The organism is Streptomyces sp. WELS2, assembly GCF_013870595.1.
Classification (GTDB): Bacteria; Actinomycetota; Actinomycetes; order Streptomycetales; family Streptomycetaceae; genus Streptomyces.
In genome coordinates, this window is the sequence record NZ_JACBWZ010000105.1 from 1 (window position 1) to 13,010 (window position 13,010).

The following is a 13,010-nucleotide window of genomic DNA, read 5'->3' on the forward strand; positions in this document are numbered from 1 at the left end:
GCCGGCACCACGCGCTCAGGACGACGACGGCCGCCGTGACGGCGCCCCGACGGCCGCGTGACGGAAGGTCAGAAGAAGAGCGGGCGGGTGGACCTCAGTCCGAGATCAGGCCCTCGCGCAGCTGGGCCAGCGTCCGGGTGAGCAGCCGGGAGACATGCATCTGGGAGATGCCGACCTCCTCGCCGATCTGCGACTGCGTCATGTTGGCGAAGAAGCGCAGCATGATGATCCGGCGCTCCCGGGGCGGGAGTTTGGCCAGCAGGGGCTTGAGGGACTCGCGGTACTCCACGCCCTCCAGCGCCGTGTCCTCGTAGCCGAGCCGGTCGGCCAGCGAGCCCTCGCCGCCGTCGTCCTCGGGGGCCGGGGAGTCGAGGGAGGAGGCGGTGTAGGCGTTGCCGACCGCGAGGCCGTCGACCACGTCCTCCTCGGAGACGCCGAGCACCGCGGCCAGTTCGGTGACCGTGGGCGAGCGGTCCAGCTTCTGGGACAGCTCGTCGCTGGCCTTGGTCAGGGCCAGGCGCAGCTCCTGGAGGCGGCGCGGCACCCGAACGGACCACGAGGTGTCCCGGAAGAAGCGCTTGATCTCACCGACCACGGTGGGCATCGCGAACGTCGGGAACTCCACGCCCCGCTCGCAGTCGAACCGGTCGATCGCCTTGATCAGGCCGATGGTGCCGACCTGGACGATGTCCTCCATCGGCTCGTTGCGGGAGCGGAAGCGGGCCGCCGCGTACCGGACCAGCGGGAGGTTCAGCTCGATCAGGGTGTCCCGGACGTACGCCCGCTCGGGGCTGTCCTGTTCCAGCGCGGTCAGGCGCAGGAACAGCGACCGGGACAGGGTGCGGGTGTCGATGTTCGCCGCCTGAGGGGCCGGGAGCGCTTCGGCGGTCGGGTCGACGGCCTGGACCGGCACGGTGTCGAGGGCCGGCACGGCGTCGAGGGCCGTGACACCCTCGAAGCCGTCGAGGACGTCGAGAGCGTCGAGCTCCTTGGGCGCTGCCTCGCTCTTCGTGGGCGTCAGCACCTTCGAGCTGCCCTGGTCTGCGGACATGCCACCCCCTTTGGGTCGCGGGACGGTCGCGGCGGCGCCGTCTTCGAGCAACGCAGCCTTCACCTGAATACCGGAGCCGGAGCCACGGCAAACGCGCTTCCCGCAGAATGTCACATGTCGGCAACGCGCTGTACCGACATGTCGACATGCGAAACGTGAAACGCCCCTGCAGAGAAGGGGTCTGACGGGGTTTCGGGCCGTGTCTGTCGGCATCTGCCCTGGTGAGCGATTCGCTCGCGCCGGTTACCGATCGATCGGGTTTGCGATGCAGCACCGTCGGTGCCGTGCTTCCGTGCGCCCGTCATGCACCAGGCCGACACCCGGCGCGCCCCGGCCCGGTGCGGAGAAGTCCGCGTACCGTTCGGGGGTTACGCGTCGATGCGGTTCGCCGAGCGCAGCCGCTGGAAGCTGCGCGCGAGCAGCCGGGAGACGTGCATCTGGGAGACGCCGAGTTCGGCGCTGATCTGGGACTGGGTCAGATTGCTGTAGTAGCGCAGCAGCAGGATGCGCTGTTCCCGCTCGGGGAGCTGGACGAGGAGATGGCGGACCAGGTCGCGGTGCTCGACGCCGTCCAGGGCCGGGTCCTCGTAGCCGATCCGGTCCAGCAGGCCGGGCAGTCCGTCGCCCTCCTGGGCGGCCTCCAGCGAGGTCGCGTGGTAGGAGCGCCCCGCCTCGATGCAGCTGAGCACCTCCTCCTCGCTGATCCGCAGCCGCTCGGCGATCTCGGCGGTGCTCGGCGAGCGGCCGTAGAGCGTGGTCAGGTCCTCGGTGGCACTGTTGACCTGCACCCACAGCTCGTGCAGCCGGCGCGGGACGTGGACGGTGCGGACGTTGTCGCGGAAGTAGCGCTTGATCTCGCCGACCACGGTGGGCATCGCGAAGGTCGGGAACTGCACGCCCCGGTCCGGGTCGAACCGGTCGATGGCGTTGATCAGGCCGATGGTGCCGACCTGGATGACGTCCTCCATCGGCTCGTTGCGGGAGCGGAAGCGGGCGGCCGCATAGCGCACGAGCGGGAGGTTCGCCTCGATCAGCGCCCCGCGCACCCGGTTGTGCTCCGGCGTGCCGGGGGTCAGCTGCTTCAGTTCGGTGAAGAGCACCTGGGTCAGGGCGCGGGTGTCCGCGCCACGCCGCTTTCCGGGGGCCGACGGGGTCGGGGACGCCGCCTCGTCCTGAGGGGGCGCAGTACTGGCCGACACGGTCAACGCCACCTCTTCGTCCGTCAATCATCCGTCAAAAGCGGTCATAGCATCACAAGACATGTGCACTGTGTGCAAGCACCCGATAACGCCGTGTTGTCGCCGGATACCGACAAGTTGACGGGTGGGAGCCCATGCGAAAGCCCCCCGCCGGAAACGGCCGGCGGGGGGCTTTCGGGGGCCTGGGGCTCAGAACTCGTAGTCGGCGATCACCCAGGTGGCGAACTCGCGCCACTGCGCGCCGGCCGCCTGGTGGGCCGGGTGCTCCAGATAGCGCTTGAGGGCGTCGGCGTCGTCGACGGCCGAGTTGATCGCGAAGTCATAGGCGATGGGCCGCTCGCTGATGTTCCAGGCGCACTCCCAGAACCGCAGCTCCTCGATCTGTCCGCCGAGGGCCCGGAAGGCCTCGGCACCGGCCACGACCCGCGGGTCGTCGCGCTGGACCCCGTCGTTGAGCTTGAAGAGGACCAGGTGGCGGATCATGGGGGTACCTCAGCTCTTTCCTCCGTTGGCGGCCCAGGTCATGAAGTCCCCGATGGCTCCGGCCGCGTCCGATATGCCTTCGAAGCCTATCTGGACGTAGTCGGCCGCCTTGGCCGGGTCCGTGATGATCACGTACAGCGCGAAGACCACCAGTACGTACACGGCGATCTTCTTGACGTTCACCGCCACCACGGCCTCCCCTGTGCCGGGCCCCGAGGCCCCCTGCTGCCGGCCGCGAGTGTAACCTCCGGGCCCCGCGCGCCGGGCCGACGGCCCACCGGCGCCCATCCGTTGTGACCCGGAACACGCGAGAGGCCCCGTCGCGTGACGGGGCCTCTCGTGAAGCGGTAGCGGAGGGATTTGAACCCTCGGTGACTTGCGCCACACTCGCTTTCGAGGCGAGCTCCTTCGGCCGCTCGGACACGCTACCGAGGGAGACCCTACAGCACAGGGCGGCATGGTTCGAAATCGATATGCCGGCGGCGTCCGGTGATCCGGTTCAGCGCTCCCGGAAGAACTCCGTGAGCGGCCGGGCGCACTCCGCCGCGAGGACGCCCTCGATCACCTCCGGGCGGTGGTTGAGCCGCCGGTCGCGGATCACGTCCCACAGGGAGCCGGCGGCGCCCGCCTTGTCGTCCCGGGCGCCGTAGACCACCCGGTCCACCCGGGACTGGACGAGCGCGCCGGCGCACATCGTGCACGGTTCCAGGGTCACCACGAGCGTGCAGCCGCTCAGCCGCCACTCGCGTGCCCGCCGCCCGGCGCCCGCCGCCTCGTTCAGGGTGGCCGCGGCCCGCCGGATGGCGAGGATCTCCGCGTGGGCCGTGGGATCGCCGGTGGCCTCACGCTCGTTGTGCCCGGCGCCGAGCACGGTCGTACCGTCCGGGGACAGCACGACGGCGCCGACGGGGACGTCGCCGCCCCGGACGGCCAGTGCGGCCTGGTCCAGGGCGAGCCGCATCGCCGCCCGCCAGCGGTCCCGAACCGGGTCCGGGGCGCCCTGCGGGCTCCGTCCCGGGTCCGGGGTGTCCTGCGGATTCCGTGCCGTGGTCAGCGGACGGTCTCCAGCACCTCCGAGGCGCCCAGCGCCTCGGCGATCGTGTTCAGCGCGTCGTTCGCGTCCAGGGAACGCAGCTCCTTCTCGCTGATGCCCAGGTCGTCGAGGATGCCGTTGTCGCCCACCGGACTGTGGGTCACCGCGTCGGCGGCGCCGACCACCTCCTCGTCGTCGTCCTCGGACTCGCCGTCCTCGGTGCCGTCGAGGTCGAGGGCGTCCAGGTCGGGGCCGTCGTCCGCGCCGGGCTCCCGGCCGAGCAGCTCGTCGGTGAGCAGCAGCTCCCCGTAGGCGCTGCGGCGGGCGGCGGCGGCGTCCGAGACGTAGATGCGAGGGTCGTCCTCGCCGTCCACGCGGACGACACCGAACCAGGAGTCCTCCTGTTCGATCAGGACGAGCACCGTGTCCTCGTCGGGAGAGGCTTCCCGGGCCAGGTCGGCCAGATCCGACAGGGTCTCCACATCGTCGAGCTCTGTGTCGCTCGCTTCCCACCCGTCTTCGGTGCGCGCGAGCAGTGCGGCGAAGTACACCGTGACTCTCCCACTGGTCATAGGCGTGCCGGTTGGGGGTCCCCCCGGCGGAGGTACTTGGGCGGAGAGAGCTGGGCTCCGAGCCCCACCCACTCGGAATCGTGGCAGAAACAAGGCGTTCAGGGGACGTCTTCGGCTCCCTGTGTCTGGCTGTTTCGATCGTGGATCCGTGATCGGCTCAGCAGCGCACTCGTTGCCGCCACCTGCGGATCGTACGCGGCTTTTCCCCGGGCTCACGCACGGCCACCTGTCCAACACCGGTGCGGGTGCCGCTCTTCCGCGCCGGTGGCGGCCCCGCGGGACTACCAGCGGAAGGTGCGCATCCGCAGCGCCTGGCGCAGCCGGGCGGCCTTGGTGCGCCGGGGCCGCACCCGGGCGCGCAGCTCCCGGGCCTCGGCGAGATCGCGCAGGAACCGGGCGCGCCGCCTGCGGCGTTCGGCGTCGGTCTCGGGTTTGTCGGGCTGGTCAGGCAGGTCGGACACGTCACACCACCCCACTCCGTCCTTCCCACTTTCCCCCGGACGGCCGGTTTGACGCCAGCGTGAGGGCGGCCGGAGGCGCAGGTACCGTTAGGAGCATGCGTCTCCATGTCGTCGACCACCCCCTGGTCGCTCACAAGCTCACCACGCTGCGCGACCAGCGCACCGACTCCGCGACCTTCCGGCGGCTCGCCGACGAGCTGGTCACCCTGCTCGCCTACGAGGCCACGCGGGACGTGCGCACCGAGGCCGTCGACATCCAGACACCGGTCGCCCGCACCACGGGTGTGAAGCTGGCCCGCCCCCGTCCGCTGGTGGTGCCGATCCTGCGGGCCGGTCTCGGCATGCTGGACGGCATGGTCCGGCTGCTGCCGACCGCCGAGGTGGGCTTCCTGGGCATGATCCGCAACGAGGAGACGCTGGAGGCGTCCACGTACGCCTCGCGCATGCCGGAAGACCTGTCGGGCCGCCAGGTGTACGTGCTGGACCCGATGCTGGCCACGGGCGGCACCCTGGTCGCGGCGATCCGGGAACTGATCAAGCGCGGTGCGGACGATGTGACGGCCGTGGTGCTGCTGGCCTCCCCCGAGGGGGTCGCCGTGGTGGAGCGCGAGCTGGCGGGCACGCCGGTGACCGTGGTCACCGCGGCCGTGGACGACCACCTCAACGAGCAGGGGTACATCGTGCCGGGGCTCGGGGACGCCGGGGACCGGCTGTACGGGTCCGCCGAGTAGTCCGCCCGCCTACGGGGCGCTGATCAGCAGGTCTTCTTCACGGGGGCCGTGGTGGTGCCCGGGGCGGTCAGCGTCGTCACGGCCTTGTCGGCCGTCTGCTGACGGGTCAGGGCCGTGAAGGCGTCGCCGATGACCAGGTCCACCTCGGCGCCCTGGCGGGCGTCGGCGCGCAGGGACGCGCCGGACAGCTGGGTCGCGAGCACCCGCAGCGAGGTGTCCTGGGCGGCGGGGGAGCCGAGGAGCAGGCCCGGGCCCTTGACCTTCTTGTCGTACTCCTTGGCCGCGTTGCCCACCTTGCCGATCCTGAAGCCGCGCCGGCGCAGTTCGTCCGCGGTCTTCTTGGCGAGCCCGCCGCGCGGGGTGGCGTTGTAGACGTTCACGGTGATCCGGCCGGGCGCGGGCAGGGACTTCGCCTGCGCGGCGGGGGCCTGGCCGGCCCGGGCGGCGGTCCCGGTACGGCAGTGCGCCGTGCGGCCGGCCGCCGTGGTGCCGCCGTGGCCGCCGGTGAAGACGTCGATGAGCTGCACGGTGCCCCAGCCGAGCAGACCGAGCACGGCGGCGGAGGCCACCGCGGCGGCCACGAGCCTGCCGCGCCGGCGGGACGGACGCATGCGGGGGTACTTGTCCCCCGTGATCCGGTACTGGCCGCCCATGCCGGGGGGAGTCAGCATGCTCATGAGCGCAGCGTAGTGCGCCCGGGCGGCGATGCCTATCAGATGATCAGCCGAGGGTGCTCAGCGGAACCCGAAAGGGCCAACGGCCGTGTCGTGCCGGGTCAGTCGAGTTCGAGCACGCGCGCGTGCAGCACCTGGCGCTGCTGGAGGGCGGCGCGGACCGCGCGGTGCAGCCCGTCCTCCAGATAGAGGTCGCCCTGCCACTTCACGACGTGCGCGAAGAGGTCGCCGTAGAACGTCGAGTCCTCCGCCAGCAGGGTCTCCAGATCGAGCTGCTGCTTGGTGGTCACGAGCTGATCGAGGCGGACCGGGCGCGGCGCGACGTCCGCCCACTGCCGGGTGCTCTCCCGGCCGTGGTCGGGGTACGGCCGGCCGTTTCCGATGCGCTTGAAGATCACACGGAAAGCCTACCGGCCCAGACGTTCCGGGCGCAGCCATGGCGGCCCGGTGCGACGCTTGAAAAGACGGACCGAAGACAGGTGAAAGACGGACCAAACGGTCATACGGGTCGCTACGGGAACAGGGGCCGAGATGAGTGACAGCGAGTCCGTGCCGCCCGCCGGCACCCCGGAGGCCGCCGCACCGCCCGAACCGGCCCGGCGGATCGCCTCCGGTTACGCCTTCGCCGGTCCCGCGCTCGACCTCGGCGCCCTCCTGTGGGACGGGCGGTGCCTTCCCGGCGCGCCGGTCCGCGTCCCGCTGTCCGTGCTCAATCGGCACGGCCTGGTCGCGGGTGCCACCGGCACCGGCAAGACCAAGACCCTCCAGCTGATCGCCGAGCAGTTGTCCGCGCAAGGCGTGCCGGTGTTCCTCGCGGACGTCAAGGGCGACCTGTCCGGCATCGCGCGCCCCGGGCAGGACGGGGACCGGGTGCGGCGGCGGGCCGGCGAGGTCGGCCAGGAGTGGACCCCGGCCGGCTTCCCGGCGGAGTTCTACGCGCTCGGCGGCCTCGGCCACGGCATTCCGGTACGGGCCGGCGTCACCAGCTTCGGTCCGCTGCTGCTGGCCAAGGTGCTCGGGCTGAACCGCACCCAGGAGCAGTCCCTCGCCCTGATTTTCCACTACGCCGACACCAAGGGCCTGGAGCTGGTCGACCTCAAGGACCTGCGCGCGGTCACCGCCTTCCTCACCTCCGACGAGGGCAGGGCCGAGCTGAAGACCGTCGGCGGGCTGTCCTCCGCCACCGCCGGGGTGATCCTGCGCTCGCTGACGGCGTTCGAGGCCCAGGGCATGGCCGACTTCTTCGGCGAGCCGGAGTTCGACACGGCCGACCTGCTGCGCACGGCGCCGGACGGCCGGGGCGTCGTGTCGGTGCTGGAGCTGCCCGCCGTCCAGGACAAGCCGCTGCTGTTCTCCACCTTCCTGATGTGGCTGCTCGCCGACCTCTTCCACGACCTGCCCGAGGTCGGCGACGTGGACCGGCCGAAACTGGTCTTCTTCTTCGACGAGGCGCACCTGCTGTTCGACGACGCCTCCAAGGCCTTCCTGGAGTCCGTCACCCAGACCGTGCGGCTGATCCGCTCCAAGGGAGTCGGCGTCTTCTTCGTCACCCAGACCCCGAAGGACGTGCCCGGCGACGTCCTCGCCCAGCTCGGCAACCGGATCCAGCACGCGCTGCGCGCCTTCACCCCGGACGACCACAAGGCCCTGCGCGCGACCGTGCGGACCTTTCCGGAGTCACCGTACGACCTGGAGGAACTGCTCACCGGGCTGGGCACCGGCGAGGCCGTGGTGACCGTGCTGGGCGAGACCGGCGCGCCCACCCCGGTCGCCGCCACCCGGCTGCGCGCCCCTCGGTCCCTGATGGGCCCGGTGGACACCGCCGTACTGGACGAGGCGGTCCGGCGCTCCCCGCTCCACGGACGTTATGCACAGGCTGTGGACCGCGAGTCCGCGTACGAGAGGCTGAACGCGGCCCGGCCCCCGGAGACGGCACCGGCGCCGGCGTCCCGGAAAGGGCCCCGGGAGGAACCGTCGCTGGTCGAACAGGTGGTCGGCAGCGGGGTGTTCAGATCGCTGGCCCGCTCGGTCGGCACCCAGCTGGGCCGGGAGATCACCCGCTCGCTGTTCGGCACGGCCCGGCGGAGGAGGTAAGCCGGGGCCCGGGCCAGGGGCCGGCCGGTGGTCATGCGCCCGCCCACCGCCGCTGCGGCGGGCGGCGGTTCACAGGGTCCGCGGCACCCGCCGTGCCCGGGCGCGCATGCGCAGCGCGGTGACGAGCTCCACGACGCCGACCGCGACCAGCCAGATCCCGCCGACGAGGGTGAGCACCGCGACCGACCCGAACGGCGAGTCGATGAGCACGATCCCGGCGACGAAGGTGAGGACCCCGAGGAAGATCTGCCAGCCCCGGGCGGGCATCCGGGGATCGTGCACGGCGGCCAGGAACTGGGTGATCCCCCGGAACAGCCAGCCGATGCCGATCCACAGGGCGAGCAGCAGGAGCGACCGCATGGGCCCGCGGAAGCAGAGCAGGCCGAGCAGGATCGACAGCGCGCCGCTGATGAAGGCCAGCACCCGCAGCGAGGCCGCCTGGTGCGTGCCGAAGGCGGTGACCAGCTGGAAGACCCCGGTGTAGAGCAGGTACAGGCCGAAGAGGACGCCGACGGCGAGCAAGGAGTCGCCCGGCCGGACGAGCACCAGGACGCCGAGCGCCAGGGAGCCGGCCCCGGTGAGCAGGACGGCCTGCCAGGCGGCCCGGGACAGGGCGTGCAGCGGGCCCTCGAACGGCGGTTCCGGTTCCGGGTGGCCGCGGGCCGGTTCCGCCGCCGGGTGCCCCCGGGGCGGTTCCGTGGCGTGGACGTGCCGGTCGTCGTACTCGCGGTCCCAGGCGGGGCCGCCGCGCGGTGGCTCGGTCATGCCTCATGCTCGGAGCGGGCGGGGGGCGACGGCCACCAGGGTCAGCCGTGTGGGGGACGCGGGTCGCGCTGTTTCCTACTTCTTCTTCGCCGCCTTGGCCGCCGCCTTCGTCTCCTGCTTGTGGGCGCGCACCCTGGCCAGCGACTCCGGGCCGGTGATGTCGGCGACGGACCGGAAGGAGCCGGGTTCGCCGTAGGCGCCGGCGGCCTCCCGCCAGCCCTCCGGGGCGACCCCGAGCCGCTTGCCGAGCAGGGCCAGGAAGATCTGTGCCTTCTGCTTGCCGAACCCCGGCAGCTCCTGAAGCCGGCGCAGCAGTTCCGGCCCGCTGCCGGCGTCCCGCCAGACCGCCTCCGCGTCCCCGTCGTAGTGCTCGACGAGGTACCGGCACAGCTGCTGGATGCGCTTGGCCATCGAGCCCGGGTAGCGGTGCACCGCGGGCTTGCCGGAGAGCAGCGCGGCGAAGGCCTCCGGGTCCATCGCCGCGATCTCGTGGGCGTCCAGGTCCTCGGTGCCGAGCCGGTCGGCGATGGTCCGGGGGCCCTTGAACGCCCACTCCATCGGGATCTGCTGGTCCAGCAGCATCCCGGTCAGCGCGGCGAGCGGCGAGCGCCCGAGCAGCGCGTCGGCCGCGGGGTCCTGGGCGAGGTGCAGGGTGACGTCCATGCGTCGATGATCCCGCGCCCCCGCCCGCCCCGCCCGCTCAGTCCGTTCCCCGGGGCGCGGGCCGGGCGCGCCAGTACCCGAGCGCGTGCACCCGCTGTCTCGGCACGCCCAGTTCCCTGCGCACGCAGGCCGCGAGGGTGCGGGTGGTCGTGGTGTCGCAGGCGATCCAGACGTACGGGTGCGGGGTGCCGACGAGGACGGCGGGCAGCTCGGCGCGGACCCGTTCCACCAGGTGGGCGCCCGCGTCCCGGCGCGGCACCGGCCGGATCTCGTGCCGGCCGGGAGCGGTCCGGCAGGGCAGTCCCGCCGGGTCGCCCTCGAACCAGACGGTCGCCGGGGCGGAACCGAGGGCGCCGAGCAGGGAGTTGACGGCGGGCAGCGAGGCCGGGTCGCCGATCGCGACGAGGTGGGAGGGAGCGGGGTCGGGGAGCTGGAAGCCGGTGCCCTGCACGGTGGCCTCGACGGTGTCGCCGGGCCGCGCGGTCCGGGCCCAGTCGGAGGCGACGCCCTCGTGCAGGGCGAATTCCAGCCCGAAGGTGCCGGTGACCGGGTCGGGGTCGACCAGGGTGTAGGCCCGCTGGTGCGGCCGGCCCCGGTCGGAGAACCACAGCCGGACCCACATCGTCGGATGGACGCCGGCCGTGGCGAGCAGCCCGCCGTCGCTCAGCCGGAGCCGCCGGTAGCGAGGGGTCACGTCCTCGGCTTCGAGGACGGTCAGTACGAAGTCCTTGGCGCGCAGCAGCCGTAGCACCGCGCCTTCCCAGCCCCGCCCCTGTCCCATGCCCCCTCCATCGTTCGCGTACGATTCCGCCACAGAAAGTACTTAGGCAAGGCTAACCTAAATCTCAGAGGGGGTCCCTCGTGGCCGTCGAGATCCACCGCGACGCCTGGGGCGTCCCCCACCTGCGCGCGTCCGGCACCCGCGAACTCGCCCGTGGCCAGGGCCTGGTGACCGCGCACGACCGGGCCTGGCAACTGGAGGTCGAGCGGCACCGGGCGCAGGGCACGTCCGCGTCCTTCCTCGGCGCCGACGCCCTGTCCTGGGACGTCTTCGCCCGCCGGGCCCGGCTCGCGGACACCGCCCGGCGCTGCTTCGCCGCGCTGGAGCGCCGGGACGCCGAGACGGCGCACTGGGTACGGGCGTACGTCACCGGCGTCAACGAGGGCCTGGCCGAAGGCGCCCGCCGCGCACCCGAGTTCGCCCGGACCGGGCTGACCCCGGGCCGCTGGCAGCCCTGGACGCCGCTCGCTGTCTGGCTCGGCACGCACATCCTGTTCGCCGGGTTCCCCGCCAAGCTCTGGCGCGAGCAGGCGGTACGGCACCTCGGTCCGAAGGCCGTCGGCCTGTTCGCCACCGACGGGACGGGCACGGCGGGCAGCAACGGCTGGCTGGTCACCGGCGAACGCACCGCCACCGGTCAGGCGCTGCTCGCCGGCGACCCGCACCGGTTCATCGAGGACCCCGGCGTCTACCAGCAGATCCGCCTGGCCTGCCCCGAGTTCGACGTCGTCGGCCTGGCCGTGCCCGGCGTGCCCGGCATCCCGCACTTCGGCCACACCGGCACGGTCGCCTGGGCGATCACCAACGCCATGGCCGACTACCAGGACCTCTACCGCGAGCGGCTGCGCCGCACCGGCGCGGGCGTCGAGGCCCTCGGCCCGGACGGCACCTGGCGCCGCGCCGGCCGCCACACGGAGACCGTCCACATCGCGTCCGAACCGCCGCTGGAGATAGAACTCATCGAGACACCCCGGGGACCGGTGATAGCCGGCGGCCCGGAGGGCCTGGACGCGATCGGCGTGCCGGGGGTGGCGGGGTCCGGGTACGGACCGGCGGGTTCCGGGCGCGGGACGGAGGGCGCGCCGGGTCCGGACTCGGGCGGGGGACCGGTGGGGCCGGGCGTGGACTTTGGCCTGGGAGCGGTGGGGCCGGGGGAGGAACCGCCGTACGAACCCGTGACCGGCGGTGAAGGCCGTACGGGTGCCGCGTGCGGGGGACGCGGCCCGGCCGGCGGCGAAGCCGAGGCGCTCGCCCTGCGCTACCCGCCCCGCGTCACCGGGGACCTCGGCTTCGGCGCCCTCCTCCCCCTCCTCCGCGCCCGCACCGTCGCCGACGTCGACCGCGCCCTGGAGACCCCTACGCCGTCACCGCCGGCCTCCTCGAGGACCGCGGCCGGTTCGGCATCAGCGACAACACCTGGGCGATGCATCTGCTGGGCCTCCAGCGGACCCTGCCCGGCACCTCCTACGCCGCCCTCACCGACGCCCTGCCCATGCTGCGCGCGGTCAAGGACAAGGCCGAGCTGGACCTCCTGGCCGCCGCGGGGGCCGCCGCCGACCAGGCGTTCGAGGAGATCCGGAAGCTTCCCTTCGCCGGCCGCCGCGAGTCCGACGTCGGCCGGGACCTCGCCGGCCTGCTGCGCCGCTTCGGCCACGAACAGGTCGACTTCACCATCGTCGGCTCCGGACCCAACGGCGCCAACCCGCACCACGAGGTCGGCGACCGGGAGATCCGGCCCGGCGACATGGTCGTCCTCGACTTCGGCGGCCTGAAGGACGGCTACGGCTCCGACACCACCCGCACGGTCCACGTCGGCGAACCCACCGAGGAGGAGCGCCGGGTGCACGATGTCGTACGCGCCGCCCAGGAGGCCGGCTACCAGGCGGTCCGACCCGGCGCGGCCTGCCAGGACGTCGACCGCGCCGCCCGCGCGGTGATCGCCGACGCCGGGTACGGCCCGTACTTCATCCACCGCACCGGGCACGGCATCGGCGTCACCACGCACGAGCCGCCGTACATGATCGAGGGCGAGGAGCAGCCGCTCGTGCCCGGCATGTGCTTCTCCGTGGAGCCCGGAATCTATCTGCCCGGCCGCTTCGGGGTGCGCATCGAGGACATCGTCACCGTCACCGAGGACGGCGGCCGGCGTCTGAACAACACCACCCGGGAGATGGTCACCGTGGACTGAGACCGCCCGCGAGATCCCACCCCGACGACACCGGAACGGCGACGCGCGCACCCATGACCCAGGCACCGACACCCACCGCGGACACCGTCCGCAGACTGGTCCGTTCGCTGCTCAAGGAGGGCCGCGACGGCACCGGCGGGCCCGACGTGCGGCCCGTGTCGCCGGATCGGGAGTACACCTGGTGGATCGGCGACCGCCATGTGCTGCGCCTCGCGCCCGACCGGGAGGCGTCCACGCGCCGCCGCCGGGAACTGCGGCTGCGCGACCTGGTCCGCCCGCAGCTGCCGGTCGCCGTCCCGGTCAGCGTCGCGCACG

At 72.7% G+C, this 13,010-nt stretch carries 14 protein-coding genes, 1 tRNA gene and 3 pseudogenes; 5 read left to right on the forward strand and 13 right to left on the reverse strand.

Translation table 11 applies throughout. The features are described from left to right. Window positions 1-94: 94 nt before the first annotated feature. The 8 genes from H5J33_RS09560 to H5J33_RS09595 form a co-directional block, all read right to left on the reverse strand. Entirely contained in the window at window positions 95-1,051 is a 957-nt protein-coding gene (locus H5J33_RS09560; RefSeq protein ID WP_181794459.1) for an RNA polymerase sigma factor SigF, read from the reverse strand. 368 nt (window positions 1,052-1,419) lie between these two features. Beyond that, window positions 1,420-2,256: an RNA polymerase sigma factor SigF gene (locus H5J33_RS09565; RefSeq protein WP_030786081.1), complete on the reverse strand. Its 837-nt coding sequence runs from the start codon at window positions 2,254-2,256 to the stop codon at window positions 1,420-1,422. A 183-nt stretch (window positions 2,257-2,439) separates the two neighbouring features. After that, window positions 2,440-2,733: a Dabb family protein gene (locus H5J33_RS09570; protein ID WP_181794460.1), complete on the reverse strand. Its 294-nt coding sequence runs from the start codon at window positions 2,731-2,733 to the stop codon at window positions 2,440-2,442. Window positions 2,734-2,742: 9 nt separating this feature from the next. After that, window positions 2,743-2,922 carry a hypothetical protein gene (locus H5J33_RS09575; protein ID WP_030786078.1) on the reverse strand — a complete coding sequence of 60 codons (180 nt, stop codon included), beginning with the start codon at window positions 2,920-2,922 and terminating at the stop codon, window positions 2,743-2,745. 156 nt (window positions 2,923-3,078) lie between these two features. Then, window positions 3,079-3,163, reverse strand: a tRNA-Ser gene (locus tag H5J33_RS09580). Between the two features lie 69 nt (window positions 3,164-3,232). Then, on the reverse strand, window positions 3,233-3,694 hold the full coding sequence (gene tadA, locus H5J33_RS09585) for a tRNA adenosine(34) deaminase TadA (protein ID WP_181794461.1): 462 nt from the start codon (window positions 3,692-3,694) through the stop codon (window positions 3,233-3,235). An 89-nt stretch (window positions 3,695-3,783) separates the two neighbouring features. Beyond that, window positions 3,784-4,317 carry a hypothetical protein gene (locus tag H5J33_RS09590; RefSeq protein ID WP_181794467.1) on the reverse strand — a complete coding sequence of 178 codons (534 nt, stop codon included), beginning with the start codon at window positions 4,315-4,317 and terminating at the stop codon, window positions 3,784-3,786. Window positions 4,318-4,619: 302 nt separating this feature from the next. Further along, complete coding sequence (locus tag H5J33_RS09595; protein ID WP_309485367.1) at window positions 4,620-4,814, reverse strand: hypothetical protein; 195 nt, start codon at window positions 4,812-4,814, stop codon at window positions 4,620-4,622. Window positions 4,815-4,894: 80 nt separating this feature from the next. Here H5J33_RS09595 and upp point away from each other — a divergent pair, with 80 nt between their 5' ends. Beyond that, window positions 4,895-5,530 carry a uracil phosphoribosyltransferase gene (gene upp, locus H5J33_RS09600; protein ID WP_030786066.1) on the forward strand — a complete coding sequence of 212 codons (636 nt, stop codon included), beginning with the start codon at window positions 4,895-4,897 and terminating at the stop codon, window positions 5,528-5,530. 23 nt (window positions 5,531-5,553) lie between these two features. On the opposite strand, the gene H5J33_RS09605 is transcribed toward upp, so the two are convergent. Together H5J33_RS09605 and H5J33_RS09610 are read right to left on the reverse strand one after the other, a co-directional pair. Next, complete coding sequence (locus H5J33_RS09605; RefSeq protein ID WP_258564980.1) at window positions 5,554-6,207, reverse strand: LytR C-terminal domain-containing protein; 654 nt, start codon at window positions 6,205-6,207, stop codon at window positions 5,554-5,556. Window positions 6,208-6,305: 98 nt separating this feature from the next. After that, complete coding sequence (locus H5J33_RS09610; RefSeq protein WP_004943146.1) at window positions 6,306-6,602, reverse strand: type II toxin-antitoxin system VapB family antitoxin; 297 nt, start codon at window positions 6,600-6,602, stop codon at window positions 6,306-6,308. Window positions 6,603-6,735: 133 nt separating this feature from the next. Between H5J33_RS09610 and H5J33_RS09615 the strand changes: the two genes are divergently transcribed. Continuing rightward, on the forward strand, window positions 6,736-8,298 hold the full coding sequence (locus H5J33_RS09615; protein WP_181794463.1) for a helicase HerA-like domain-containing protein: 1,563 nt from the start codon (window positions 6,736-6,738) through the stop codon (window positions 8,296-8,298). A gap of 69 nt (window positions 8,299-8,367) precedes the next feature. Here H5J33_RS09615 and H5J33_RS09620 read toward each other — a convergent pair whose 3' ends face one another. The 3 genes from H5J33_RS09620 to H5J33_RS09630 all read right to left on the reverse strand — a co-directional run bounded on the left by H5J33_RS09620 (window position 8,368) and on the right by H5J33_RS09630 (window position 10,507). Further along, a complete protein-coding gene (locus H5J33_RS09620) occupies window positions 8,368-9,063 on the reverse strand; it encodes an HdeD family acid-resistance protein (protein ID WP_181794464.1) in 696 nt (231 codons plus the stop codon). 75 nt (window positions 9,064-9,138) lie between these two features. Next, a complete protein-coding gene (locus H5J33_RS09625; protein ID WP_181794465.1) occupies window positions 9,139-9,726 on the reverse strand; it encodes an HhH-GPD-type base excision DNA repair protein in 588 nt (195 codons plus the stop codon). A gap of 37 nt (window positions 9,727-9,763) precedes the next feature. After that, window positions 9,764-10,507 (reverse strand): siderophore-interacting protein, encoded by a 744-nt coding sequence (locus tag H5J33_RS09630; protein WP_181794466.1) that lies wholly within the window; start codon window positions 10,505-10,507, stop codon window positions 9,764-9,766. Between the two features lie 80 nt (window positions 10,508-10,587). Between H5J33_RS09630 and H5J33_RS09635 the strand changes: the two are divergent. The 3 pseudogenes from H5J33_RS09635 to H5J33_RS09645 form a co-directional block, all read left to right on the forward strand. Beyond that, window positions 10,588-11,859: pseudogene (locus H5J33_RS09635) on the forward strand (penicillin acylase family protein); the annotation flags it as partial. Beyond that, a pseudogene (locus H5J33_RS09640) lies at window positions 11,859-12,695 on the forward strand (M24 family metallopeptidase); the annotation flags it as partial. The pseudogenes H5J33_RS09635 and H5J33_RS09640, both read left to right, overlap by 1 nt. Window positions 12,696-12,748: 53 nt before the next feature. Beyond that, window positions 12,749-13,010, forward strand: a pseudogene (locus H5J33_RS09645) (aminoglycoside phosphotransferase family protein); the annotation flags it as partial.